The following is a 25,121-nucleotide window of genomic DNA, read 5'->3' as shown; positions in this document are numbered from 1 at the left end:
TTGCAGGTGTTGCCGGCTGTGTAACATGGCCGAAAGACCTCGTCAATAAATTATTCTTGACACTGAAGCAATTTGAATGATGTATTCCTTCCCCGCGGTTTCGCCCCATTTCCCCGGAGCATCCTTTTGAAGCAGCGCAACCTGCCGGCGGCACGACGCGGATGGCTCGCGGGGTCATTGGCGGCCTGGCTGCTGCTCGCGTCGCCGGGTTTCGCCCAGGTGCCGGCGCCCGACCGCGAGGTCGTGCCCGGCGTGGTCGAGGCCCAGCTGTCGCCGCAGTACTGGATCGACCGCCTGGACGCGCCCGACGCGCTGATCCTCGACGCCGAGGGCATCGCCGCCCACAACGCGGACATGCAGCGCCTCGAGCCCGCCCTGCACGATGTCGAAGGGCTGCCGGTCACGCTCGAAGCCGAGCAGGTGCGCGCCTGGATCGAGGGCGCCTCGCCGCGCCCGACCCGCACGCTCTACGACGAAGCCGGCAAGGAAGGCAGCGCGCGCGCGGTCGACCGGCTGGTCGCCGCGCTCGACCTCGACGCCATCCCGCAGACCCAGGTCACGCGCTACGCGATGGTGGTGCGCCGCGCCGACCTGCGCACCTTCCCCACCCACCTGCGCGTGTTCAGTTCACCCGATGACCGCGACATCGACCGCTTCCAGGAAAGCGCGCTGTTCCCCGGCATGCCGGTGGCCGTGGTGCACCGCAGCCGCGACCGCCGCTGGCTGTTCGTGGTGAGCCAGACCTACGCGGCCTGGACCGAGGCTGACGCGGTCGCATTCGGCGACAAGGCCGAGATCTTCGCCTACACCCGCCGCATCCCGTATCTGGTCGTGACCGGCGCGCGCGCCGAGACGGTCTATACCCCCGAGCGCCCCGAGGTCTCGAACGTGCAGCTCGACATGGGCGTGCGCGTGCCGCTGGCGCCCTGGCCCGACGACCAGCCGCTCAACGGCCAGTACCCGGGCTATGGACACGCGGTGGAGCTGCCGGTGCGGCAGGACGACGGCACGCTGGCCTTCGCCCCGGCCCTGATCCCGCGCTCGGCCGACGTGGCGAACGACTACCTCCCGCTCACCCGCGCCAACCTGATCCGCCAGGCCTTCAAGTTCCTCGGCGAACGCTATGGCTGGGGCCACCGCTACAACGCCCGCGACTGCAGCGGCTTCGTATCCGAGGTCTACCGCAGCTTCGGCCTGCTGATCCCGCGCAACACCAGCGACCAGTCCCGCAGCCCGGGTCTGGACCGGATCGCGATGGAGGGCATCGGCCACGACCGGAGGCTCGAACTGCTGCGCGAGGCGGACATCGGCGACCTGCTCTACATCCCGGGCCACGTGATGATGGTGCTGGGGCACGCGAACGACGACGTGTACGTGATCCACGACACCAGCGGCATGTCGCTGCTGGGCGACGACGGCCAGCTGCGCCGCTACCGGCTCAACGGCGTGGTGGTGACGCCGCTGCTGCCGAAGATGTCCGATGCCACCACCGCCACCGTCGATCGCATCACCAGCATCCAGCGCGTCCGTCCGTGACCGCACCAGGGAAGGCGGCGCGCGGCGCCGCGGGGAAACCAGCATGAAGATCACCGACGTCCGCCTGGGCATGGTCCGGGTGCCGCTGAAGACGCCGTTCAAGACCGCGCTGCGCACGGTGGACACGGTCGAGGACCTGATCGTCTCGATCCACACCGACACCGGCCACGTCGGCTACGGCGAGGCCGCCGCGACCGCGGTCATCACCGGCGACACCCACGGCTCGATGATCGAGGCGATCGGCAAGGTCATCGCGCCGCGCCTGGTCGGCGAGGACGTAGCCAACCTCAACCGCATCGTGCGCCTGGTGCAGACCGCGCTCGAGCGCAACACAAGCGCCAAGGCCGCGGTCGAGATCGCGGTCTACGACCTGTGGGCGCAGCTGTACGAGGCGCCGCTGTACCGCATGCTCGGCGGCGGCGAGCCGGTGATCACCACCGACATCACCATCAGCGTCGACCACATCGACAAGATGGTGTCCGACTCGCTGTCGGCGGTGGATCGCGGCTTCGAATCGCTCAAGATCAAGGTCGGCAAGGACATCGGCCTGGACGTGGAGCGGGTCAAGGCGATCCACGCCGCGGTCGAGGGCCGCGCCCTGCTCCGGCTGGACGCCAACCAGGGCTGGACCGCCAAGCAGGCCGTGCACGCGATGCACGCGCTGGAGGACGCCGGCGTGCACCTGGAGCTGCTCGAGCAGCCGGTGCGGGCGCAGGACATCGCCGGCCTGAAATACGTCAGCGACCGGGTCAAGACACCGGTGATGGCCGACGAGAGCGTGTTCGGCCCGCTGCAGGTGATCGAACTGATCGAGCAGCGCGCCGCCGATATCATCAACATCAAGCTGATGAAGACCGGCGGCATCTCCAACGCCATCCGGATCGCCGACATCGCCGCGATCTACGGGGTGGAGTGCATGATCGGCTGCATGATCGAAACCAGCATCAGCGTCGCCGCGGCGGTGCACGTGGCGATCGCCAAGTCCGACGTGATCACCAAGGTCGACCTCGACGGGCCGTCGCTGTGCGCCTTCGACCCGGTCGACGGCGGGGTGACGTTCAACGAATCGGAGATCTCGGTGTCGGAGGCGCCGGGCCTGGGCATCCGCGCGATCCGCGGCTACCGGCCGCTCGGTCCCTGAGGCCCCGGCGATGCAGCCGCTGCTGATCATCCGCTCCGAGCGCGGCCAGATGTCGGCGATCGAGCGCCGCATCGCCGACTTCATCCTCGACAACGCCCACCTGCTGCGCGACTACTCCTCGCAGCAGCTGGCCAACGCCCTGGGCATCAGCCAGTCGAGCGTGGTCAAGTTCAGCCAGAAACTCGGCTTCAAGGGCTATCCGGACCTCAAGTACTCGATCGGCGAGGCCATTGCGCGCAACGGCGATGCCGACGTGCCGGCCGCCACCGACGCGGGCGACCACCGCCAGGCCGCGCTGGCGCGCGGCCTCTGGCAGGCCAAGTCGCGGGCCGAAGAGGAAACGCGCCTGCTCAATCCGCCCGAGCAGGTGGAGGCCGTGGCCGCGATGCTGCGCGACGCCGGCAAGGTGTTCGTGGTCGGCATCGGCGAGGACAGCGTGATGGCGCGCGCGTTCGCGATCCGCCTGTCGCTGCTGGGGTTCCTGGCGATCCATCATTTCGACCCGGTGCTGGTGCCGGCCGAGGTCGCGACCTCGAAACCCGACGACGTACTGCTGCTGTTCTCCGAACGCGGCCAGGCGGCCACGCTGTGCCAGCTGGCGCGGCTGTTCCGCGCGCGTGGCGGCAAGGTGGTGTCGGTCACGCGACACACCGCCAACCCGCTGCGTGCCCACGCCGACCTGTCGCTGCTGGTGTCGGCGCACGACGAGGCCAGCCACGTCGAGCCGCTGCTCTACCAGGCCGCGCTGCAGCAACTGCTGGACGTGGTGTTCCTGCTGCTGTGCGGCGACGAGTCGCGCCGCCGCCAGCTGGCCGACTACCATGAGCACGTGCGCTCGTTGCTCGATGCCTGAGCCGGCCGTGTCGATGGCGCCGCCGCCCTGCCCAGGGGGCCGGTGCACCGGTGGATCCACGCAACGGACTCCCGACGCGATGGCTGCTGGCCCCGGATCGTCGGCACGGCGGGTCGCATCGTGCTATCCAGTCCCCTCCCGTTTCCGGATGACCCGCTCTCCATGACCTCCGACGCCGTCGCCAAGCGCCCCCGCCTGTCCATGCCCGCGCGGGTGCTGATCGCGCTCGCGCTCGGCGCCGCCGTCGGACTGCTGCTCGCGGCCTTCGATCCGGCGCGTGCGATCCAGGTGGCCGATGCCGTGCAGCCGGTCGGACGGCTGTGGCTCAACGCGCTGCAGATGACCGTGGTGCCGCTGGTCGCGGCGCTGGTGGTGGTGGGCGTGAATTCCGCCGCCGATGCCGCCGCGTCCGGGCGCACCGCGCGCACGGCGATCGGCGTGTTCCTGGTGCTGCTAACGCTGGCGGGCGCGTTCGCCGCGGTGGCCGCGCCGGCATTCCTGTCGATGGTGCCGCGCGACGAGGCGGTGATCGCCTCGTTCCGGGCCGCGATCCAGGCACCGGAAACCCTGGCCGAAGCGCCCGGCATCGGCGCCTGGATCGTCAACATCATTCCCAGCAACGCGATCGCGGCCGCGGCCAACAGCATGATGCTGCCGCTGGTGGTGTTCGCGATGTTCTTCGGCTTCGCCCTCACCCGGATCGACCCGGATCGCCGCGCCCGCATGCTCGAACTCGTGCGCACCCTCGGCGACACGATGATCGTGATCGTGCGATGGGTGCTGTGGGCGGCCCCGGTCGGCGTGTTCGCCCTGGTGCTGGCGGTGTGCGCGCGCGTGGGCATCGACATGCTCAGCGCGCTGGGCTACTACATCCTCACCCAGTGCGCGCTGTACATCGCGATCACCCTGCTGCTGTACCTGGTCGCCACCATCGTCGCCGGCGAGCGCCTGGGCCGCTTCGCCAGGGCGCTGCTGCCGGTGCAGGCGATCGCGGCCAGCACCCAGTCCTCGCTGGCCTCGCTTCCGGTAATGATCGAGAGCGCGCGCCATCGCCTGGGCTATCCGCTCGCGATCACCTCGCTGGTACTGCCGATGGCGGTGTCGCTGTTCCGGATCGCCAGCCCGCCGCAGTACATCGTGGTCGCCTGCTTCATCGCCTGGATGTACGGCGTGGACCTGACGGCCGTCCAGCTCGGCACCGCGGTGGCGTTGAGCGTGGTGGTGAGCATGGGCTCGGTCGGGCTGCCCGGCCAGGTCAGCTTCATGACCAACAACATGCCGATCACCCAGTCGCTCGGCCTGCCGGTCGAGCCGCTGGGCGTGCTGCTGGCGGTGGACACCATCCCCGACGTGTTCGCCACCGTCGCCAACACCTCGGCCGACGTCACCGCGACCGCGGTGGTCGCGCGCCGCACCGGGCAGACCGGCGACGCGTCCGACATCGATCCCGACGCCTGAGCGCCGCGCCGCCTACAGCAGCTTGCTGCGCCGCATCTCCAGCACCCGGTCGGGCGGCGCGAACGTGTCGGCGCGCGACATCTGCCAGAACGTGCGGAACACCGCATGCTCGGGGACCTTGTCGAGCAACTCGCCCGGTTCGAGGAACCGGTAGAGCGCCGAAAGCGATCGCACCTCGGTGGCCGAGACCCGCCGCAGGATGTGTTCAGGCCCCAGCTGCGACGGATGGTCGAGCCCGGCCGCACCGAGCAGGTCGCGCAGCGCGCGCAGCGTGTTGCCGTGGAAGTTGGCCACGCGCGCGGCCTTGTCCTCGACGTCGAGCGTTCGCCAGCGTCGCGGGTCCTGGGTGGCCACGCCGGTGGGGCAATGGTCGCTGTGGCAGGTCCGCGACTGGATGCATCCCAGCGCGAACATGAAGCCGCGGCCCGCGTTGCACCAGTCCGCCCCCATCGCCACGGTGCGCGCGATGTCGAACGCGCTGGCGATCCGCCCCGCCCCCACCAGCCGCACCCGGTCGCGCAGGCCGAGCCCGACCAGGGTGTTGTGCACCAGCATCAGCGCCTCGTGCATCGGCAGGCCGACGTGGTTGATGAACTCCGAGGGCGATGCGCCGGTGCCGCCCTCGGCGCCGTCGACCACGATGAAATCCGGCAGCACGCCGGTCTCCTGCATCGCCTTGGCGATGGAGAACCACTCCCAGGGATGCCCGATCGCGAGCTTGAACCCGGTCGGCTTGCCGCCCGACAGGTCCCGCAGCCGGGCGATGAATCCGAGCAGCCCGATGGGCGTGGAGAAGGCCGAATGCGCCGCCGGCGACACGCAGTCCACGCCCTGCGGCACGCCGCGCGCGGCGGCGATCTCGGCCGTGACCTTGGCCGCCGGCAGCACCCCGCCGTGGCCGGGCTTGGCGCCCTGCGAGAGCTTGAGCTCGATCATCCGCACCTGCGGGTCGCGCGCGTTGGCGACGAAGCGCTCCTCGCTGAAGCGGCCCGAATCGTCGCGGCAGCCGAAATAGCCCGATCCGATCTCCCACACCAGGTCGCCGCCATGCTCGCGGTGATAGGTCGAGATCGAGCCCTCGCCGGTGTCGTGGTAGAAGCCGCCGCGCCGCGCGCCGGCGTTGAGCGCGCGGATCGCGTTGGCCGACAGCGAGCCGAAACTCATCGCCGAGATGTTGAACACGCTGGCGTCGTAGGGCGTCGACCCGTTGCCGCCGACCAGCACCCGGAAATCGTGCGAGTCCGCGTGCGCCGGTACCACCGAATGGTTGATCCATTCGTAGTGCACGCTGTAGGGATCATGCTCGCTGCCGAACGGCACCGTGTCGCGCTCGCCCTTGGCGCGCTGGTACACCAGCGCCCGCTTCTCGCGCGAGAACGGTACCTCGACCAGGTTGTCCTCGATGAAGTACTGGCGGATCTCCGGCCGGATCGACTCCAGGCCGTAGCGCAGGTGCGCCAGCAGCGGATAGTTGCGCCGCAGCGTCGAGCGCCGCTGCACCAGGTCCACCGTGCCGAGCACGGCCAGGGCGCCGAACACCGCCACCGCCCACCACCATCCCGGCATGCGCATCGCCAGCAGCAGCGAGGCGAGGGTCAGCACGAGGCAGGCGGCGTACGCGGAATAACGGCTCATCGGGCTCCCGGAATGTGCGTGCCCGGAGTCGGGATCGAACCGACATGGCCTTGCGGCCGAGGGATTTTAAGTCCCTTGCGTCTACCAGTTTCGCCACCCGGGCATGGGCCTGTCGCGCCAGCGGACGGCTGGCGCCAACGACGGCGGAAGGATGGAGGCCTGGGTCGGAATTGAACCGGCGTACGCGGATTTGCAGTCCGCTGCATAACCACTCTGCCACCAGGCCGGTGACTGCCGCCAGGACGGAACGATACACGTCCCGGGGCCGCATAAACAAAACCCCGGCGGTGCCGGGGCCTGCTGGAACTGGAGCGGGAAACGAGACTCGAACTCGCGACCTCAACCTTGGCAAGGTTGCGCTCTACCAACTGAGCTATTCCCGCGTTGAGCCGCGCATTTTACCGCCTGCCCGGGTGCTGTCAACAGCCGATCGCTCGGCCGCGCGCAGGACCGGCCAGGCCGCGCGCAGGTAGGCCAGGCCGGACCACAGGGTGAGCAGCGCCGCGGCCCCGAGCAGCCAGTCGCCGATGTGGAAGACGGTCTCGCCCATCCAGATGTCGGTGCCGGGCTGCAGCGGGTGGCGCGGGTTGATCGCGTAGAGCAGGCACGACAGCGCCACCATCTGGGCGATGGTCTTGATCTTGCCGATCGCCGCGACCTTCACCGTCGCCCGCTGGCCGAGCTCGGCCATCCATTCGCGCAGCGCCGAGACCGCGATCTCGCGGCCCACGATGACGGCCGCCCAGAACGCCATCCACGGCGTCGGGTGCCCCTGCACGATCAGGAACAGCGCGACCGCGACCATCAGCTTGTCGGCCACCGGGTCGAGGAACGCGCCGAAGGCGGAATACTGGTGGAAGCGGCGCGCGATCCAGCCGTCCAGCCAGTCGGTCACCGCGGCCAGGATGAACACGAAGGCCGAGGCGAAATTGGTCCACTGCGAGGGCATGTAGAACACGGCCACCAGGACCGGGATCAACACGATCCGCAGCAAGGTAAGCCAGGTGGGAACGGTCAACTTCATTTGGATGATGGGGCTGCGCCGGGGGGAGCGGCTTCCTGCAATCCGTGCAGGGTCGCATAGATCCGGCCGGCGAGCGCCTCGTTGATGCCTTCCACCTTGGCGATCTCCTCGGCGCCCGCGGCCTTGAGCCCCGCCAGTCCGCCGAAATGCTTGAGCAGGCTGGCGCGCCGGCGCGGGCCGATGCCGGGAATGTCCTCCAGCCGGCTCACGTTGCGCGCCTTCTGCCTGCGGCCGCGGTGGCCGGTAATCGCGAAGCGGTGGGCCTCGTCGCGCACCTGCTGGATCAGCTGCAGGCCCGGCGAATCCGCGCCGGGGCGCAGTTCGCCTCCGTCGGGCAGCAGCAGGCGTTCGTGGCCGGCGCGGCGTTCCTCACCCTTGGCCACGCCCACCACCATCACCCGGTCCTGGAGGCCGTTGGCCGCGAGCACGGCGCGGGCCTGGGCCACCTGCCCTGCCCCGCCGTCGATCAGCAGCAGGTCCGGCAGCACGGCATCGACCCGGCGCTCGCGCGTCGCGCCCTCGGACCCCGCCACCGGCGGCGCACTTGTCGCGTCCGCGGCCGCCGTTTCCAGCGCCTCGGCGGCACGCCGGAACCGTCGCTGCAGCGCCTGCTGCATGGCGGCGTAGTCGTCGCCCGGCTCGATGCCGGCGATGTTGTAGCGCCGGTACTGCCCGCGCACCGGGCCGTCCGGGTCGAACACCACGCACGAGGCGACGGTGGCCTCGCCCATCGTGTGGCTGATGTCGAAGCACTCGATACGCGCCGGCGGCGCGTCCAGCCCCAGCAGCGCCTGCAGCGAGTCCATCCGCGCCTGCTGCGCGGCCTGGCTGCCGAGTTCGGTGGCCAGCGACAGCTCGGCGTTGCGGCGCGCCAGGTCGACGTAGCCGGCACGCTCGCCGCGCACGTTGCAGCGCAGCTGCACCTTGCGGCCGGCCGCCGCGGTGAAGGCCTCTTCCAGCAGCGGCACGTCCTCGATCGCGCGGTCGAGCACGATCTCGCGCGGCGGCGGCTGCTCGGCGTAGTACTGCGACACGAACGCGGCCAGCACCTCGGCCGGGTTGTCGCTGCCGTTGGTGCGGGGGAAGAACGCGCGCGTGCCGAGGTTGCGGCCGTCGCGGAACGCCAGCAGCAGCACGCAGGCCTGGGTGCCCTGCATCGCGACCGCCAGCACGTCGAGCTCGGCCGCGCGGCCGTCCACGTACTGCCGCGCCTGCATCGAGCGCACGCCGGTGAGCAGGTCGCGCAGGCGCGCCGCCTCCTCGAAGTCCAGGCGCGCGCTCGCCGCCTCCATCGCATCGCCCAGCTCGCGCGCGAGATCGTCGCTGCGGCCTTCCAGGAACAGGGTCGCGCGGCGGACCGAATCGGCATACTCGCGCGCCGCCACCAGGCCCACGCAGGGCGCGGTACAGCGCCCGATCTGGTGCTGCAGGCAGGGCCGCGAGCGGTTCCGGAACACGCTGTCCTCGCAGCTGCGCAGCCGGAACAGCTTGTGCATCATGTTCAGCGTCTCGCGCACCGCGGTCACGCCCGGGTAGGGGCCGAAGTAGCGTCCCGGCACGTTGCGCGGGCCGCGGTGCAGCGCCAGGCGCGGCCAGGGTTCCTGGGTGACGAGCACGTAGGGATAGCTCTTGTCGTCGCGCAGCAGCACGTTGTAGCGCGGCTTGAGCGACTTGATCAGCTGGTTCTCCAGCAGCAGCGCTTCGCCCTCGGTGCGGGTGACCGTCACCTCCATGCGTGCGACCTGCGCCAGCATCGCGGCGGTGCGCGAGGGGCGCGGCGCATTGCTGAAGTAGCTGGCCACGCGCTTGCGCAGCGCGCCGGCCTTGCCGACGTACAGCACGCTGCCGTCGGCCGCGATCATGCGGTAGACGCCCGGCGCCAGGCTCAGTCCGCGGGCGAAGGCCTTGCCGTCGAAGGGGGTCGCGTCGGCCGCGCGGGCGGCGGACCCGGATACTGCGTCCGTCATTCGCCGATCGGGACGTGGCGCAGGGCCCCGGTGCGCGAATCGAAGCGGAGCACGGCATGGGCATCGGTGTCGGCGATCCAGACCGTGCCGTTGGCCACCGCCAGGCCGGCCGACCCGTGCAGCCGCTGCGGCAGTTCGACCGTGGACAGCTCGCCTCCGCCCAGGCGCAGGCAGCGCAGGGCGTCGTTGCCGCCGTCTGCGATCCACAGCAGCGGCGAATCCGGATCCAGCGCGATCGCCAGCGGCTGCTGCAGACGCGCATCGGTGCGGGCGCCGTCGGTGTTGCCGTACTGCCACTGGTCCTGGCCCACCAGTGTGGATACGGCGCCGGACCGCACGTTGACGCTGCGGATCGCGGAGCCGGCCGCGTCGCACACGTACAGCACCTGCTGCACCGCGGCCAGCGCCGAGGGTTCGGCGAAGGCGGCGCCCGCGCCGTTGCCGTCGGTCACCGCCAGGCGTCCGGAGCCGGCAACGAGCGACAGCGCCTGCTTGCCCAGGTCGTACTTCCACAACCGGTTGTCCCCGGCGGTGGCGATGAACAGCGCCGCGCCGCTGAGCGCGATCGCGCGCGGCTGGTCCAGGGCGATCGACCGCGGGTCGAGGATCGTCCCTTCGGCGGGCGTGCCGGCGCGACCCGCGCCGCAGATGGTGTCGATGTCGCCGCTGCGCAGTTCCACCCGCCGCACGGCGTGGTTGCCGCTGTCGGCGACGTACAGTGCGTCGCGCCACACGCACATGCCGTGCGGGCGGTTGAACGCGGCCAGCTCCATCGGGCCGTCGATGAACCCCGGACCGCCGCTGCCGAACTGGCGCAGCACGCGGCCGGCCTGGTCGCACTCGAGCACCCGGTGGTGTTCGCTGTCGGCCACGTAGAGGTAGTTCCCGGAGACCACCAGCCCGGTCGGGAACCGCAGCGGCAGCGGAGGTTCGCCGCCGCGGCGCATCTCGATGGGATCGGCGCTGGGCAGCGTCGGCACCAGCTCGGCCGCCAGCGCACTGACCCGCGCGTCCAGCTCGCGGACTGGCCCGTCGCCGACGATGCGGTCGCGGATCCGGCCCTCGCCGTCGATCAGCACCACCGTCGGCCAGGCCTCGATGCCGTAGTGCTGCCACAGGGTCCAGTCCGGATCGTGGCCGATGGGGAAGTCGTAGCGCTGGCGGTTCAGGCGCTTGCCGATGCGGCGGCCGTCGCGCTCGCTCTCGAACTTGGGCACGTGCACGGCCACCACGTTCACGCGTTCGCCGTGCCGGGCGCGCAGGCGGGCGAGGTCGGCCAGGCGGTGCTGGCACCAGGCCGATCCCGCGTTCACGAACGCCAGCGCGCAGACCTTGCCGCGCAGCTGCGCCATGCGCAGCGGCGCCAGCAGGTTCAGCCACTCGATGTTCGGCGGGAATTCGGGGGCGGTGGTCGCATCCATCTGCGGGGATTATGCGTCAATCGCCCGGGTCCGGTCCGCGAAGCCCTGGACGATGGCCCGGGTGGCGCGATCGACCAGCCCCCAGACATGCTCGAAGGCCTCGGGGCCACCGGTGTACGGGTCGGGGACCTCCGCGCCCTGCCCCAGCCCCGCCCATTCCAGCAGCAGCGCGCTGCGCGCAGGCGCATCGACCGGCGCGCGCGCCCGGACCTCGACGAGGTTGGCGCGGTCGGCGCACAGCAGCCAGTGGAACTCGTGGTAGTCGGCGGGGCGGAGCTGGCGCGCGCGCAGGGCCGACAGGTCGATCCCGTGGGTCCGCGCATTGGCGATCGTCCGCCGGTCCGGCGGTTCCCCCGCATGCCAGCCGCCGGTGCCGGCGGAATCCACCTCGACCCGGTGCCCGAGCCGCGCCGCAGCCAGGTGATGGCGCAGCAGCCCTTCGGCCAGCGGCGAGCGGCAGATGTTGCCCAGGCACACGAGCAGGATGCGATGGGGGACCTTCATTCGATCGATTATAGAGTGGAGCGTCTGCCGCCCGTAGACCACCGATCCTATAATCGCGCCCGTGACAGATGACAGGCCATCCAGCGCCCACTTCGCGCAAGCCGTGCGGTGCCACCGCGCAGGTCGTCTGGAAGAAGCCGCCAGGCTGTACCGGGCTGCGCTCAGCGCGGATCCCGGAGATGCGGAAGTCCACTATGCACTCGGCGTACTCGAGTTGCAGGCGGGCCGTTCGCGCCTCGCCATCAAGGAGCTTGAACGCGCAGCCTCACTCGCGCCCGGCTATATCGAAGCGTGGGAAGCGCTCGGCACGGCCCACGCACAGTCGGGGGCCTTCGCCGCCGCCGCGACCGCCTTCGAAAGCATCGTCGCTCTGCATCCCGATCACCTGCCTGCGCTGGTCAACCTGGGAATCGCCCAGCGACGCCTGGGACGTGTGCGGGACGCCCTGGAAAGCCATCGGCAGGCCGTTGCAGTGGACGCGAGTTCGTCCCTGGCCCGCTTCAACCTTGGATGCACGCTCGCGGACGCCGGTGATGCCGATGCAGCGATGGAAGCGCTCCGCGTCACGCTCTCGATCGAGCCTGGCCACGTCGCGGCAATGACCCGGCTGGCGGGCCTGCTCGTCGACCAGGCGCGACACGACGAGGCTCTGGGCTGGTACCGGGAGGTTCTGCGGGTGCGGCCGGACGCACCCCGCGCACATTACAACCTCGGTGTGGCGTTGCAGGCGGCGGGACGCAACGCCGAAGCGGCGAATGCGTTCGAGATCGCGATCCGGCGCGACCCCCGGGACATGGATGCATGGAACAACCTGTGCATTTCCCTGCTGCGCGACGGTCGCCCGGCAGCGGCGCTGGCCGCGTGCGAGGGATATCTGCGCATCACCCCCGCTCACTTGTGCAAGCCGCTTGCGTATAAGGCAGTGGCATTACTGGAGCTGGGACGTCGGGACGAGGCCCTGGCCATCCTGGATGTGGACCGATTGCTGCTCCGCCGCTCGCTCCCGGTACCCGCCGGATTCGATTCGATGCACGCGTTCAACGGCGCGCTCGCGCGCCACGTCCTGGCGGCAGGCGATCTTGAATTCGAGCCACGCGACAAGGCCACCCGTGGAGGGCGCCAGACCGGGGAGCTGTTCGCATCGACCGACGCCGCGATCGCCGCACTGGTGTCGGCGATCGAGCTGGCGATACAGGATTTCGTCGCCGCCTTGCGCGCATCGCTGCCGACCCACCCGTACACGCAGCGACTCCCGCAACGATGGCGCCTGACCGGATGGGCCGTGGTGCTCGATCGCCTCGGCCACCAGCAGCCGCACTTCCACCCCGACGGCAGCGTCAGCGGGGTCTACTACGTGCGCCTCCCGCCCTCGATGCACGGCGCCAGAAACGACGCCGGCTGCCTGGAGTTCGGACGCGTGGCTGGCGCGATCGGTGGGAGGGCCGAGCCCCTGCTGAACACCATGCGACCCGAAGAAGGCCTGTTGCTGCTCTTCCCCTCGTACTTCTACCACCGGACCATTCCGTTCGAAGACTCCCAACCGCGGATCAGCATCGCCTTCGACGTCATGCCGACGGGCTGACCCGGTCCCAGGGAGTCGATGGGCCAGTCGGGGCCATCATCCGCGCAGCAGTGCTTCGGCCCGGGCGAGGTCCTCTGGGGTGTCGACACCCTGCGGGAACGGCTCTGGCGACAGCGCCACCGCGATCGGCAGGCCGGCCTCGAGCACGCGCAGCTGTTCGAGCGATTCGATCCGCTCCAGGCGGCCCGGCGGCATGGCCGAGAAGCGGCGCAGGAAGCCGGCGCGATAGGCGTAGATGCCGATGTGCCGCAGCCACTCGCCCGGGACCGTGATCGTCCCGTCGCGCGCGAACGCGTCGCGGTGCCAGGGAATCGGCGCGCGGCTGAAGTACAGCGCGTGGCCGGTGTCGGCCACCACCACCTTGACCGTGTTGGGATCGAACAGCACGGGCGGTTGGGTGATGCGCTCGGCCAGAGTCGCCATGCCGGCGCTGCCGTCCGCGAGCAGCGCGGCGACGCGGCGGATGCCCGCGGCCGGCGCGAACGGCTCGTCGCCCTGCAGGTTGACCACGATGGTGTCGTCGCTCCATCCGGCGATGTCGGCGCACTCGGCCAGCCGGTCGGTGCCGGACTGGTGGTGGTGGCCGGTCATCGCCACCCGCACGCCGCTGCCCTCCAGCGCGGCCGCGATGCGCGCGTCGTCCGCCGCCACCCACACTTCGCGCGCCCCGGCGGCCAGCGCCCGGCGGGCGACGTGCAGGACCAGCGGCTCGCCCCCGAGCAGGCGCAGTGGCTTGCCCGGCAGCCGGGTGGCGTCGTGGCGGGCGGGGATGGCGACGACGAAGCCGGTGTCGGTCATGGGCTCGCGGACTCCTTGCGGGGCGCTGCCGGCAGCCGGTCGAGCAGTGCCACCCAGAACGCTTCGGGCAGGCGCGCGTCGATGCCGACGCTGGCGTAGCGGTCGGTGGCGAAGGCGGCGCACTTCACCGCGTCCTTTTCGGTCAGCAGGACCGGCAGGTCGCTGCCGAAGCGCAGGTCCTCCGCCGTGTAGGCGTGGTGGTCGCCGAAGGCGTGCGGGACCACCGCGATGCCGTGGCCGCGCAGCATCGCGAAGAAGCGCTCCGGATCGCCGATGCCCGCGACCGCGTGCACGCGTTGCCCGGCGAAGGCGGACAGCGGCTTGGAGCGGCCGCCGCGCATGGGGCGCGCGGGGCCGGCCTCGAACCACATCGGCCACTCGCCGAAGCCGGCGGCCAGGTCGGTGGCTTCGCCGACATTGAGCACGCGGAAGTCGCAGCCCTCGCCGCGCGCGGGCGGTTCGCGCAGGGGGCCGGCCGGCAGCAGGCGGCCGTTGCCGTAGCGGCGGCGGCCGTCGATCACCTCGATCTCCAGGTCGCGTTCCAGCCGGTAGTGCTGCAGGCCGTCGTCGCAGACCACGATGTCGCAGCCCTCGGCGAGCAGCGCGCGCGCCGCCGCGACGCGGTCGCGGTCCACGCGCACGCGCGCGCCGGTGCGGGTGGCGACCAGCACCGGCTCGTCGCCGCCGAGCGCCGGGTCGGTGCCGGCCTCCACCCAGCGCGGCGTTCCGGCGTCCGCGCGGCCGTAGCCCCGGCTGGCCACGCCCGGCGTCCAGCCCGCGGCGCGCAGCCGTTCGACCAGGGCGATGGTGAGCGGCGTCTTGCCGCTGCCGCCGGCGACGAGATTCCCGACCACGATCACGGGCACGGCCACGCGCTGTCGCCGCAGCACGCCGCGGCGGTAGAGATCGCGGCGCAGCCCGGCCACCGCGCCGTACAGCCCGGCGAGCGCGCGCGCGGCCAGCGGCACCGGGGCATCGGCGTACCAGTGGCGCGGCGCGTGGCCGGACCCTCGGCTCACGCCTCGCCGCCGTCGCGGAACTGCATCCGGTGCAGGTGCGCGTACAGCCCGCCCTGCGCCAGCAGCTCGGCATGCGTGCCCTGCTCCACCAGCCGGCCCTGGTCGAGCACCAGCACCTGGTCGGCGTGTTCGATGGTCGACAGGCGATGCGCGATCACCAGCGTCGTACGGTCGGGCATCAGGCGGTTCAGCGCTTCCTGCACCAGCCGCTCGGATTCGGTATCGAGCGCGGCGGTGGCCTCGTCCAGGATCAGGATCGGCGCGTCGCGCAGGATCGCGCGCGCGATCGCCAGGCGCTGGCGCTGGCCGCCGGACAGCATCGCCCCGTTCTCGCCGATCGGCGTGTCCATGCCCTGCGGCAGACGCTCGATGAACTCCCAGGCGTTGGCGGCCTCGGCGGCGGCGCGCAGCGCTTCGGGCGTGGCCTCGGCGGCGTAGGCGATGTTGGCCGCGACGCTGTCGTCGAACAGCATCACCCGTTGCCCCACCAGCGCGATCTGCCGGCGCAGATCGGACAGGCGGTAGTCGTCGAGCGGCGCGCCGTCGAGCGTGATCGTGCCGGCGCTCGGCTCGTAGAAGCGCGGCACCAGCCGCACCAGGCTGGTCTTGCCGCTGCCGGAGCGCCCGACGATCGCGGTCACCGTGCCCGGCGCGGCGCGGAAGCTGATGTCGTGCAGGGCGTGGCGCTCGTCGTCGTCGCGGGCGTAGCGCAGCGAGACGTGGTCGAACACCAGCTCGCCGCGCGCGCGCGCCACCGGGCGCGCGCCGGTGTCGGGTTCCTCGGCCGAGTCGAGCACCGAGAACAGCCGCTCGGCCGCCGCCACGCCGCGCCCGATCACGCTCTGAACGTTCGTGATCCGGCGCAGCGACGGGATGATGCCCATCATCGCCGTCATCAGCTGCACGAACTCGCCCGGGTTCAGGCGCCCGACCAGCGCTTCGCGCACCGACACCCACACGATCGCCGCCAGCGCCAGCGCGGCCAGGATCTGGACCAGGGCGGACGAGGCCGCGCGCGTGGTCTCGACCTTCATGTTCAGGCGCAGGATGCGGTTGGCGAAGCCGGAATAGCGCGCGCGTTCGAAGCCCTGCGCGCCGTAGACCTTGACGTCCTGCTGCGCGGCCAGCGACTGCTCCGCGCTGGCCGCGAGGTCGCCCATGCCGTCCTGGATGCCGCGGCTGATGCGCCGGTAGCGGCCGCCCACGTACCACACCAGCACCCCGATCAGCGGCGCGATCAGGATCATCGCCAGCGTCACCTTCACGCTGGTGTAGAGCATCAGCCCGAACAGGAACAGCACCGTCAGGCCGTCGGTCAGGATCGCCTTGAGCGCGTCCGAGCTGGCCTGGGTGACCTGCTCGGTGTCGAAGTTGAGCCGGCTCACCATCGCCGGCACCGATTCGGTGTCGAAGCGGCTGCTCGGCAGGCGCAGGTACTTGCCCAGCACCAGTTCGCGCAGGTCGCGCACCACGCTGCGCCCCACCCGCGCCATGCCGTAGTCGGTGGCGAAGGTGGCCATGCCGCGCAGCAGGAACAGGCCGACGATCGACAGCGGCAACACGATCGCCATCTCGGGCTTGGGGTCGACGAAGCCGTCGTTGGTGAGCGGTTCCATCAGCCACACGAACGCGGCGCCCGCCAGCGCCTCGATCACCATCGCCACCACCGCCACCAGCAGGAATGGCCAGTACACCCAGGCGTGCCCCAGCAGCCGCCGGTAGACGGGCCAGGCGCCCTGGGCGTCGGCAGTCGCGTGGGCGGCGCTCCCAGTCACGGCGCCGCCGGGGCGGGCGCTTCGGGCGCGGTCGCGTTGGCGATGCGGGTGAAGCCGAGCTGGCCCAGCGCGTCGTAGGCGGTCACCACCGCCTGCCAGGGGGTGCGCGCGTCGGCGCGCAGCAGCACGGTCCGTTCGCGATCGTCGCCGGCGACTTCCACGATCGTGCGCTTGAGCGATTCGACGTCGGTGCGCAGCGCCTCGCGGTCGCCGACGAAGTAGCGGCCGTCGGCGTTGATCAGCAGGCTCAGCGACTCGGACTGGGTGTTCGGCTCGCCGCCGGCACGCGGCAGTTCGAGCTTGAGCACCGAGCGCGCGTCGAAGGTGGTGGTGATCACGAAGAAGATGATCAGCACCAGGATCACGTCGATCAGCGGCACCAGGTTGATCTCCGGCACGTCCTCGGCGCGGCGGTCGCGGATGCGCATCGGCTCAGGCCTGGGCCGGCTGGGCGTCGGGCGGGACGGCCGCCACCGCGGCGGCGGCGCGGCGCGCGCGCGGATCGATCACGTCCATCAGCTGGATCGCCTCGTGCTCCATGTCGACGATGTAGCCGTCCACCCGGGCACGGAAGTAGCGGTGGAACACCAGCGCCGGCACCGCCACGATCATGCCCGCCGCCGCGCACACCAGCGCCTTGCCGATGCCGCCGGCGAGCTGGTTGACGTCGCCCACGCCGTGGTCCATCACCCCGAGGAACATCTGGATCATGCCCACCACGGTGCCGAACAGCCCGAGCAGCGGGCCGGCGCCGGCAATGGTGCCGAGCGCGTTGAGGAAGCGTTCCATCCGGTGCGCGATGTGGCGGCCCACGTCCTCGACCCGCTCGCGGATCTCCTCGCGCGGGCGATGGCGCACGTCCAGCGCCGCGGCGAGCAGCGCGCCCAGCGGCGAGTTGCGCCGCAGCGAGTCGATGTGCGCGGGATCGAGCTTGCCGCGCGCGGCCCAGGCGCGGACCTCCTGCCCCAGCCCCGGCGGCAGCACCGCCTTGCGACGCAGCGCCCAGAAGCGCTCGACGATGATCGCCAGCCCCACCGCGGACAGCAGCAGCAGCGGAATCATCGGCCAGCCGCCGGCCTTCACCAGTTCGAGCACGCACTCCCCTCCGGCCCGTAGGCCTGACCTGACTGCCCGATAGGATAGCCCAGTGCCCAGCCGCCCCCGAGTGACTCAGCGCACGTCGCCGATGCGCCGCTGCGCGTCCCAGAGCCTGGGATGCGTGTGACGGCGCGCCTCCCTGCGCACCCCGTCGCGGCGCAGGCGCACGACCACCGCGCCATCGCGCGCGGTGAGCGCGTCCCGCGCACCGGCCCGCTCCCATCGCTCCACCACCGCCCGCTGCGGATGGCCGAAGCGGTTGCCGTGGCCGGCCGACACCAGCGCCACCTGCGCCTGCGTGGCCGCGACCAGCGCCGGATCCGACGAGCTGCCGCTGCCGTGGTGGGCGACCAGCACTGCGTCGCTGCGTAGCGCACCGGGGTGGTCGTGCACCAGCAGGCGTTCGACCACCTCGCCCACGTCGCCGGCCAGCAGCGCGCTGCCGTGCGCGGATTCGATCCTGAGCACGCAGCTCGAATCGTTGCCCATGGCCGGGAAGTGCACGTCCGGGTGTAGGAAGCGGAAGCTGACGCCGTCCGCGGTCCAGACGGTGCCGGCCAGGCATGGCGCGGCGCCCTCGATGGCCGCCTCGCGCGCGGCGAACACGGGGCCGTCCGGAAACCGCCGGCGCAGCGACGCGAAACCGCCGGCGTGATCGGCGTCGCCGTGGCTGATCACGGTCGCCGCCAGCCGTCGCACGCCGAGCGCGTGCAGCGACGGCGCCACCACGCGGTCGCCGGCATCGAAGCCTTCGGGTACTGCCGGCCCGGCGTCGTAGAGCACGGCGTGGCGCGCGGTGCGGACCAGCAGCGCGGTGCCCTGCCCCACGTCCAGCATCACCAGGTCGAACTCGCCGGGGCGCGGCAGCTGCCGGTCGGGCCACAGCAGCGGCAGCCACAGCAGCAGCGCCAGCGCCTTGCCCGGCACGCCGCGCGGCAGCAGCAGCCAGAACGCGCCCAGCAGCGCCAGCGGCAGCGCGTACCAGCGCGCCTCGGGCAGCCACCACAGCGACGCGCGTCCGGCCGCCAGCCATTCGAACAGCGGCCACGAGAGGTCGAACGCCGATGCCGCCAGCCGCCATGCCCCGTCGCCCCAGCCCCCATGCAGCGCTTCCAGGCCGGTCCCGACCAGCGCCAGCGGCACCACCACCAGGCTCCACCACGGAATCGCGACCAGGTTGGCGAGCGGGCCGGCCAGCGATGCCTGGCCGAACAGCGCCGCGGTCAGCGGCAGCAGGCCCAGCGTGGCCACCCATTGCGCGGACAGGAAGCCGCCCACCAGCGGCTGCGCGCCCACGCGCGGCAGGCACCACACCAGCCAGGCCACGCCGGCGAAGCTCAGCCAGAAGCCCGCGGTCAGCGCCGCCAGCGGATCGACCAGCAGCAGCGCGATGGCGGCCAGTGCCAGCGCATCGGCCACGCCCATCGGTCGCCGCCACAGCCGCGCCAGCACCACCACCGCCACCATCAGCACCGTGCGCACGGTCGGCAGCGCGAATCCGGCCACGGCGGCGTACCCGGCCGCGCCCACCAGCGCGCCCACGGCCGCAGCCTGCGGGCGCGGCACCTTGCGGCCGAGCGCCGGCAGCAGCCACCACAGGGCGGCGAACGCGAGCGCGGCGAACCCCGCCACCAGGCCGACGTGGAAGCCGGAGATGGCGATGAGATGGGTCAGGCCGGTGGCACGCAGCGCATCCCAGTCGGCATCGGCCAGGGCGCGGGTATCGCCGAGCGCCAGCGCGCGCACGAAACGCGACGACGGCCGCGCCACCGCCGTGTCGATGCGCGCGGCCGTACGCTCGCGCCAGCCGTCGATGCCGGATGCGGGCCGCAACCGGTCGAACGGTTCGCCATCGCGCACGTAGCCGGTGGCGGCGATGCGCGCCGCGAGCATCTGCTGCTCGCTGTCGCCATGGCCGGGGTTGCGCAGCCCGCGTGGGGCGCGCAGGCGCGCGGTGAACCGCCAGCGGCTGCCGGCCTCGATGCCGAAGCGGTGGTCCCGGGGCGAGGCGCGGTCGTCGTACCAGGACAGCCGCAGCACCCGCCCGCGCAACGCCGGCGGCATCGCGTCGTCGCGGTCGACCCGGAACGCGAAGCGGGTCCGGCGCGGTTCGTGTTCGGGCAGCTGCACCACCCGCCCCGCCAGCGCGAAATCGCCCCGCTCCAGGCCGGGCGGCAGCTGCCGCGACAGCGTCCATTCCGCGTGCAGCCCGAACAGCGCGACTCCGACCAGCAGCGCCCCTGCCGGCCGGCGCCAGTCCACCGTCCGCGCCCAGGCCACGGCGCCGAGCACCAGCAGTGCGGCCAGTAAGGCGGCAGGCGGCAATGCCGGCAGTCGCGAGGCCGCGAGCACGCCCAGCACCAGCCCCGCCGCCACGACGGGGCCGAAGGGCGGCCGCGCGCTGCGGCCGGATGTCTGCGGACCGTCCATGGCCGTTACACCGCATCGGGAACGGGCGCCACGATAAGCAGCGGGGCGCTGCAGGGGCATCGGTGGATGCACCTGCCCGGTGTAGGAATCGTCCGATTCGGCTCCGCCACGCGCGGGTCGGGATCCGGCGCGGACCGTCACCCGGCGCGGACCGTCACCCGGCGGCTGCGGCACCCGGTGGCAGTCCGTATTCCACGACGACTGCGGGAGTGCCGCCCGGCCGCCTGCACCGACGTCGGCTGGACGCGCGCACCCTTCGCTCACGGCGCAACGGCTCGCGCGCACATATCTTCCTGGCCTCCCGCGCCATGCATGCATCTCCACGCGTGCCGCCGACCGAGCGCGGCTCGCCAGAGCCGCGTGGCGTCGCAGCGGGTGAAGCAGTTCCGCAGCCTCCCGCTTCATCCCCGCTTCACTGCGGGCCCATCGCGCGGCCACGCGGCGCGTCCACGCTGTGACTTCCTCTGAACCTCCAGGGCGCCCGTGCCGGATACCGATCGCATGCAGTGGGACGTGGTCATCGTGGGCGCGAGCTTCGCCGGCGCCGCCTGCGCGCTCGCGGCGCGCCGGGCGGGCCTGCGCGTGTGCGTGCTCGAACGCAAGCGCGACCCCGGCATCCGCCTGCACACCACCGGCATCATCGTGCGCGAGGCGGCGGAAGGCACCGCGCTGGCGGCGCTGCCGCCGTCGCTGGTCCGCCGGATCGACGGCGTGCGCCTGTACGCGCCGAACCTGCGCAGCCTGGCCCTGCAGCGCGATGGCTACTACTTCCTCGCCACCGACACGCCCGGTGTCATGCGCTGGCTGGCGGCCGAGCTCGAGCGCGCCGGCGTGGACCTGCGGCTGATGCAGTCGTTCACCGACGCGCGCCGCATCGACGGCGGCTGGCAGGTCGACGGCCTGGGCACCTGCCGCTGGCTGGTGGGCGCGGACGGCGCCAAGTCCCGGGTGGCGATGCGCGCCGGGCTGGGCCGCGTGCGCGAGTTCCTCTACGGCGTCGAGCACGAGTTCGACGGCGCGACCCTGCGCGAGCCCGGGCGCCTGCACTGCTTCATCGACCACGCACTCGCGCCGGGCTACATCGGCTGGGCGGCGCAGAGTCCCACGGGCGTGCAGTTCGGCCTCGCGTTCCGCCACCGTGCCGATCGCGCCGGCGTGCCGGAGATCGACACGCTGCGCCGCCGCGTGGGCGAGCGCCTGGGAATCGAACCAGACCTGACCCCCAGCGCCACCCGCGCCGGCCTGATTCCCTGCGGCGGACCGGTGCGTCCGCTGGCCGCGCCGGGCGTGATCCTGACCGGCGATGCCGCCGGCATCGTCTCGCCGGTGACCGCCGGCGGCATCCATTCGGCCTGGCGGCACGGCGAGGCGGTCGGCACGGCCATCGCCGCGCATCTGCGGCATGGCGGCCCGGACCCCGCCCGCATCGCCGAACGCGCCGCGCCGAGGTTCCGCAGCAAGCGCACCCTGCGCTGGGCCTTCGACCACCTGCAGCGCGACTGGGTGTTCGACCTGCTGCTCGGCACCCCGCCCCTGCGCTGGGCGGCGGAGCGGATCTATTTCCATTCCCGTCGCAGCGGGTCGCGGCCGCGGGGCCATGCGTGATCGCGCTCCTGTCGATGTTCGCTTTCGCCCTGGCACTGGTCGTGGCGCTGGTGACCGCAGTCGTGGTCGCGCCGCGCGCGATGCTGGCGCTCTCGGCGTGCGCGGCAGTGCTCGCCGGGGGCGGCTGCGCGGCGATGGTTCACGCGCACCGGCTGGGCCATGTGCCCCCGGCGCTGGGTGTCTGGCAGGTGGTCTACGCGGAAGAAGAGGCCTGGGGGTTCGGGCCGGGCGGCAACGAGGCCGGCTTCATCGCCTACCGTCTGCCTGGGGGCGCCGCGCGAACGATCGCGGCCGGCGGCGTGGACTACCTGGAGCGGATGCCGCCGCCGGAGGCATCGCGCCGCTGGCGCGGCCGTTACAGCGGCTGGCGTGCCACGCCACTGGCGCCGGACGGGCGCTGGCCGCCCGATCCGACGACCGGCCGCCACGAGATCCTGCAGTACGTCTGCGCGTACGGCTTCTGCATCGATGCCGACCGCGACCAGCTGCGCGCTGCGGCCGAGGCCGTGAATACGCCCGGCAGCTACTACGCCTACGGCCGCATCGGGATGATCGTGGTGTCGCCGCGCACCCGGCGCGTGTACTACCTCTACAACGGCTGACCGCCGCCTCAGCGCAGCTCGAACGCGTCGCCGTCGAGCATCGCCGGAAAACGTTCGCGGTGCTTCGCGAGCTCGTCCGCCAGCAGGGTCGTGGTCACCACCACCTCGGCGTCGGTGCATTCGCTGACCGGGTGGCCGAGGAAGTCGATCACCGCGCTGTCGCCGTCGTAGTCGATGCCGTTGCCGTCGGTGCCGACGCGGTTGAGGCCCGCCACGTAGCACAGGTTCTCGATTGCGCGCGCGCGCAGCAGCGTCTTCCACGCGTAGGCGCGCGCCGCCGGCCAGTTGGCGACGTAGAGCAGCAGGTCGTAGTCCGGCGCGCCGGCGCGTTCGACGTCGTAGCGGTTGCGCGAATACACCGGGAAGCGCAGGTCGTAGCAGACCAGCGGGCAGATCCGCCAGCCCTTCCACTCCACGGTCAGGCGCTCGCGCCCGGCGGCGTAGCGCTCGTGTTCGCGCGCGTAGCGGAACAGGTGGCGCTTGTCGTAGTGCTGCAGCGTGCCGTCGGGCGTGACCCACAGCAGGCGGTTGAACACCGATCCGTCCACGCGCAGCTGCACGCTGCCGCACAGCGCGGCGCCGAGCCGTGCGGCCTGCGCCCGCATCCAGGCCACGGTGGGCCCATCCATGGTCTCGGCATCGCCGATGGCCTCGTTGGAAAAGCCGCTGGTGAAGGTTTCCGGCAGCAGCACCACGTCGGTGGTGCCGTGCAGCGGGGCGATCAGGTCGCCGTAGTAGTCGCGGTTGCCGGCCGGATCGTGCCAGCGGGTCGCGCCCTGCACGAGAGAGACACGGAGGTTGTTCATCGCTCGCTCCTCACAGCCGCTGCAGGCGTTCGATCGCCGCGTCCAGGGTCGCCTCGTTCTTGGCGAAGCACAGCCGCGCCAGGCGCTGGCCCGGCGGCGGCGAGTCGTAGAACGGAGACAGCGGAATCGCCGCCACGCCCTTCTCGACCGTCAGCCAGCGGCAGAAGGCGGCATCGTCCAGGTCGCTCACGTCCGAGTAGTCCACCAGCTGGAAGTAGCCGCCCGGCACCGGCAGCGGCGCCAGCCGGGTGGTCGCCAGCTGCTCGCGGAAGCGGTCGCGCTTGGCCTGGTAGAACGCGCCGAGCTGCTCGTAGTGCGCCGGGTCGTCCCGGAGCATCGCCGCGAACGCATGCTGGCCCGGGGTGAAGGTGGAGAACACGTTGTACTGGTGCACCTTGCGGAACTCCGCGCTCAGCGCCGGCGGCGCGATGCAGTAGCCGATCTTCCAGCCGGTGCAGTGGTAGGTCTTGCCGAAGCTCGACACCACGAACGCGCGCTCGCGCAGCGCCGGGTGGCGCAGCACCGATTCGTGGCGGGCGCCGTCGAACACGATGTGCTCGTACACCTCGTCCGACAGCAGGAACACCCCGGTGCCCTCGAGGATCGCCGCCAGCTCGCGCATGTCGTCCGCGGACAGCATCGCGCCGGACGGGTTGTGCGGGCTGTTGATCATCAGCATGCGGGTGCGCGGGCCGATCGCCTCGCGCACGCGCTGCCAGTCGGGCGCGAAGGTGGCCGGGTCCAGCGGCACGTGCACCGCGCGCGCGCCGGCCAGGTCGATCGCGGGTTCGTAGCAGTCGTAGCAGGGGTCGAGCACCACCACCTCGTCGCCGGCGCGGACGACGGCGTGGATGGCGTTGAAGATGGCCTCGGTCGCGCCGCTGGTCACGGTGACCTCGGTATCGGCATCGGGCGCGTGGCCGTAGACGCGCGCGGTCTTGGCCGCAATCGCCTGGCGCAGCGCCGGCACCCCCGTCATCGGCGCGTACTGGTTGTGGCCCGCGCGCATCGCCCGGTCGAGCTCCTCGACCAGCCGCGGCGGCACCGGGAAGTCGGGGAAGCCCTGGCCGAGGTTCACCGCGCCGTGCTCCTGCGCCAGCTGCGACATCACGGTGAAGATGGTGGTGCCGACCTTCGGCAGTTTGGTCTGGAGCATCAAGAGGCTTGCCAGGGTTCGGAGCGGAGTGCGCAGTTTACGATCCGGGTCCGATCGGTTACACCTATCGAACCCCCACGCAGGAGACGCGCGGCATGGCTCCTCCCCGGCCTGCGGCACACGCGGTGCGCGCCCTGCCCGCCTTGCGCGCACCGGTTGCCTCCCCCGGGCGCAGCCCCGGCCACCGCCGGACGCATTGACCCCGATGCCCGCTGCCCCGCTTCCCATGGACCCGTCCCGCGTGTCCGAACTGCTGCACGCCTACCTGGCGGCCGAGTACCGCTGGCAGTACGACGGTTCGTGGCACGACGTGATCATCGGGCTGCCCACGCCGGGACTGGAGCTGGCCTATCCCGAAGCGACCTCGTTCGGGATGCTCTCGGCGTGGAACCCGCGCTCGGTCGAGCGGAGCGACGACGACAACCGGCGCGACGACGACGCCCTGCACGCGCAGCTCGTGGCCGGCGGCTACGGCCTGCGCCCGGCCTTCGCCTCGGCCCGGAACCGCAGCTGGCGCGAACCGAGCTGGCTGGTGATGGGCATGGAGGTCGGGCCGTTCGACGCCCTGGCGCGCCGCTTCGGCCAGCTCGGCACGCTGTGGTGGCGACCGGGCGAAGCGGTGCGGCTGCGGATGGACGCCCCGCGCCCGCCCGACGAGACCGGTGACGTCGACGTCGACTGGCTACAATGATCGCGATCGCCGACCGCCGG

20 protein-coding genes, 3 tRNA genes and 1 pseudogene are annotated in these 25,121 nt (G+C 71.9%); 8 read left to right on the top strand and 16 right to left on the bottom strand.

The features are described from left to right. Positions 1-120: 120 nt before the first annotated feature. The 4 genes from QFW80_RS04085 to QFW80_RS04070 all read left to right on the top strand — a co-directional run bounded on the left by QFW80_RS04085 (position 121) and on the right by QFW80_RS04070 (position 4,988). Positions 121-1,536, top strand: a complete 1,416-nt coding sequence (locus QFW80_RS04085; RefSeq protein WP_425603507.1) for a C40 family peptidase — start codon at positions 121-123, stop codon at positions 1,534-1,536. A gap of 43 nt (positions 1,537-1,579) precedes the next feature. Beyond that, entirely contained in the window at positions 1,580-2,677 is a 1,098-nt protein-coding gene (locus tag QFW80_RS04080) for a dipeptide epimerase (RefSeq protein WP_280600019.1), read from the top strand. 10 nt (positions 2,678-2,687) lie between these two features. Next, positions 2,688-3,530 (top strand): MurR/RpiR family transcriptional regulator, encoded by an 843-nt coding sequence (locus QFW80_RS04075; RefSeq protein ID WP_280600017.1) that lies wholly within the window; start codon positions 2,688-2,690, stop codon positions 3,528-3,530. Positions 3,531-3,692: 162 nt separating this feature from the next. Next, entirely contained in the window at positions 3,693-4,988 is a 1,296-nt protein-coding gene (locus tag QFW80_RS04070) for a dicarboxylate/amino acid:cation symporter (protein ID WP_280600015.1), read from the top strand. 12 nt (positions 4,989-5,000) lie between these two features. Here the strand turns inward: QFW80_RS04070 and QFW80_RS04065 are convergent, their stop codons facing one another. From QFW80_RS04065 to QFW80_RS04030, 8 genes are all read right to left on the bottom strand, one after another. Then, complete coding sequence (locus QFW80_RS04065; RefSeq protein ID WP_280600014.1) at positions 5,001-6,623, bottom strand: FMN-binding glutamate synthase family protein; 1,623 nt, start codon at positions 6,621-6,623, stop codon at positions 5,001-5,003. A gap of 19 nt (positions 6,624-6,642) precedes the next feature. Beyond that, positions 6,643-6,726: transfer RNA gene (locus QFW80_RS04060), tRNA-Leu, on the bottom strand. A gap of 49 nt (positions 6,727-6,775) precedes the next feature. Then, positions 6,776-6,849: transfer RNA gene (locus QFW80_RS04055), tRNA-Cys, on the bottom strand. Between the two features lie 81 nt (positions 6,850-6,930). Continuing rightward, positions 6,931-7,006, bottom strand: a tRNA-Gly gene (locus QFW80_RS04050). Then, a complete protein-coding gene (pgsA, locus tag QFW80_RS04045) occupies positions 6,997-7,647 on the bottom strand; it encodes a CDP-diacylglycerol--glycerol-3-phosphate 3-phosphatidyltransferase (protein WP_280600012.1) in 651 nt (216 codons plus the stop codon). The genes QFW80_RS04050 and pgsA overlap by 10 nt, the downstream gene beginning before the upstream one ends. Further along, positions 7,644-9,614 carry an excinuclease ABC subunit UvrC gene (gene uvrC, locus QFW80_RS04040; RefSeq protein ID WP_280600011.1) on the bottom strand — a complete coding sequence of 657 codons (1,971 nt, stop codon included), beginning with the start codon at positions 9,612-9,614 and terminating at the stop codon, positions 7,644-7,646. The genes pgsA and uvrC overlap by 4 nt, the downstream gene beginning before the upstream one ends. Further along, the gene (locus QFW80_RS04035; protein WP_280600010.1) at positions 9,611-11,035 is read right to left on the bottom strand and encodes a thioredoxin-like domain-containing protein; all 1,425 of its coding nucleotides are present in this window, start codon (positions 11,033-11,035) and stop codon (positions 9,611-9,613) included. The genes uvrC and QFW80_RS04035 overlap by 4 nt, the downstream gene beginning before the upstream one ends. Before the next feature lie 9 nt (positions 11,036-11,044). Continuing rightward, on the bottom strand, positions 11,045-11,539 hold the full coding sequence (locus QFW80_RS04030; RefSeq protein ID WP_280600008.1) for a low molecular weight protein-tyrosine-phosphatase: 495 nt from the start codon (positions 11,537-11,539) through the stop codon (positions 11,045-11,047). A 61-nt stretch (positions 11,540-11,600) separates the two neighbouring features. Here QFW80_RS04030 and QFW80_RS04025 point away from each other — a divergent pair, with 61 nt between their 5' ends. Further along, entirely contained in the window at positions 11,601-13,121 is a 1,521-nt protein-coding gene (locus QFW80_RS04025; RefSeq protein ID WP_280600007.1) for a 2OG-Fe(II) oxygenase family protein, read from the top strand. A 36-nt stretch (positions 13,122-13,157) separates the two neighbouring features. Here QFW80_RS04025 and kdsB read toward each other — a convergent pair whose 3' ends face one another. From kdsB to QFW80_RS03995, 6 genes and pseudogenes are all read right to left on the bottom strand, one after another. Next, a complete protein-coding gene (kdsB, locus tag QFW80_RS04020; protein WP_280600005.1) occupies positions 13,158-13,919 on the bottom strand; it encodes a 3-deoxy-manno-octulosonate cytidylyltransferase in 762 nt (253 codons plus the stop codon). After that, the gene (gene lpxK, locus QFW80_RS04015) at positions 13,916-14,938 is read right to left on the bottom strand and encodes a tetraacyldisaccharide 4'-kinase (RefSeq protein WP_280600003.1); all 1,023 of its coding nucleotides are present in this window, start codon (positions 14,936-14,938) and stop codon (positions 13,916-13,918) included. The genes kdsB and lpxK overlap by 4 nt, the downstream gene beginning before the upstream one ends. Further along, a complete protein-coding gene (gene msbA / locus QFW80_RS04010) occupies positions 14,935-16,713 on the bottom strand; it encodes a lipid A export permease/ATP-binding protein MsbA (protein ID WP_280600002.1) in 1,779 nt (592 codons plus the stop codon). The genes lpxK and msbA overlap by 4 nt, the downstream gene beginning before the upstream one ends. Further along, positions 16,710-17,141: an ExbD/TolR family protein gene (locus QFW80_RS04005; RefSeq protein ID WP_280600000.1), complete on the bottom strand. Its 432-nt coding sequence runs from the start codon at positions 17,139-17,141 to the stop codon at positions 16,710-16,712. The genes msbA and QFW80_RS04005 overlap by 4 nt, the downstream gene beginning before the upstream one ends. Positions 17,142-17,145: 4 nt before the next feature. After that, the gene (locus QFW80_RS04000; RefSeq protein WP_280599998.1) at positions 17,146-17,808 is read right to left on the bottom strand and encodes a MotA/TolQ/ExbB proton channel family protein; all 663 of its coding nucleotides are present in this window, start codon (positions 17,806-17,808) and stop codon (positions 17,146-17,148) included. Further along, positions 17,702-20,241 (bottom strand): annotated as a pseudogene (locus tag QFW80_RS03995) (DNA internalization-related competence protein ComEC/Rec2); the annotation flags it as partial. The pseudogene QFW80_RS03995 and the gene QFW80_RS04000, both read right to left, overlap by 107 nt. 501 nt (positions 20,242-20,742) lie before the next feature. Between QFW80_RS03995 and QFW80_RS03990 the strand changes: the two are divergent. Beyond that, on the top strand, positions 20,743-21,846 hold the full coding sequence (locus QFW80_RS03990) for an NAD(P)/FAD-dependent oxidoreductase (RefSeq protein WP_280599994.1): 1,104 nt from the start codon (positions 20,743-20,745) through the stop codon (positions 21,844-21,846). Next, the gene (locus QFW80_RS03985) at positions 21,843-22,448 is read left to right on the top strand and encodes a hypothetical protein (protein ID WP_280599993.1); all 606 of its coding nucleotides are present in this window, start codon (positions 21,843-21,845) and stop codon (positions 22,446-22,448) included. The genes QFW80_RS03990 and QFW80_RS03985 overlap by 4 nt, the downstream gene beginning before the upstream one ends. 8 nt (positions 22,449-22,456) lie before the next feature. On the opposite strand, the gene QFW80_RS03980 is transcribed toward QFW80_RS03985, so the two are convergent. Beyond that, positions 22,457-23,254, bottom strand: a complete 798-nt coding sequence (locus QFW80_RS03980; RefSeq protein ID WP_280599992.1) for an amidohydrolase — start codon at positions 23,252-23,254, stop codon at positions 22,457-22,459. A 10-nt stretch (positions 23,255-23,264) separates the two neighbouring features. Further along, positions 23,265-24,413: a pyridoxal phosphate-dependent aminotransferase gene (locus QFW80_RS03975; protein ID WP_280599991.1), complete on the bottom strand. Its 1,149-nt coding sequence runs from the start codon at positions 24,411-24,413 to the stop codon at positions 23,265-23,267. Between the two features lie 223 nt (positions 24,414-24,636). Here QFW80_RS03975 and QFW80_RS03970 point away from each other — a divergent pair, with 223 nt between their 5' ends. After that, on the top strand, positions 24,637-25,101 hold the full coding sequence (locus QFW80_RS03970) for a DUF3293 domain-containing protein (RefSeq protein WP_280599990.1): 465 nt from the start codon (positions 24,637-24,639) through the stop codon (positions 25,099-25,101). The last annotated feature ends 20 nt before the right edge of the window (positions 25,102-25,121 follow it).

Source organism: Luteimonas rhizosphaericola, assembly GCF_029888045.1.
GTDB lineage: Bacteria > Pseudomonadota > Gammaproteobacteria > Xanthomonadales > Xanthomonadaceae > Luteimonas > Luteimonas rhizosphaericola.
Note: the sequence above shows the minus strand (reverse complement) of the source record. Positions and strands in the feature narration are given on the sequence as shown.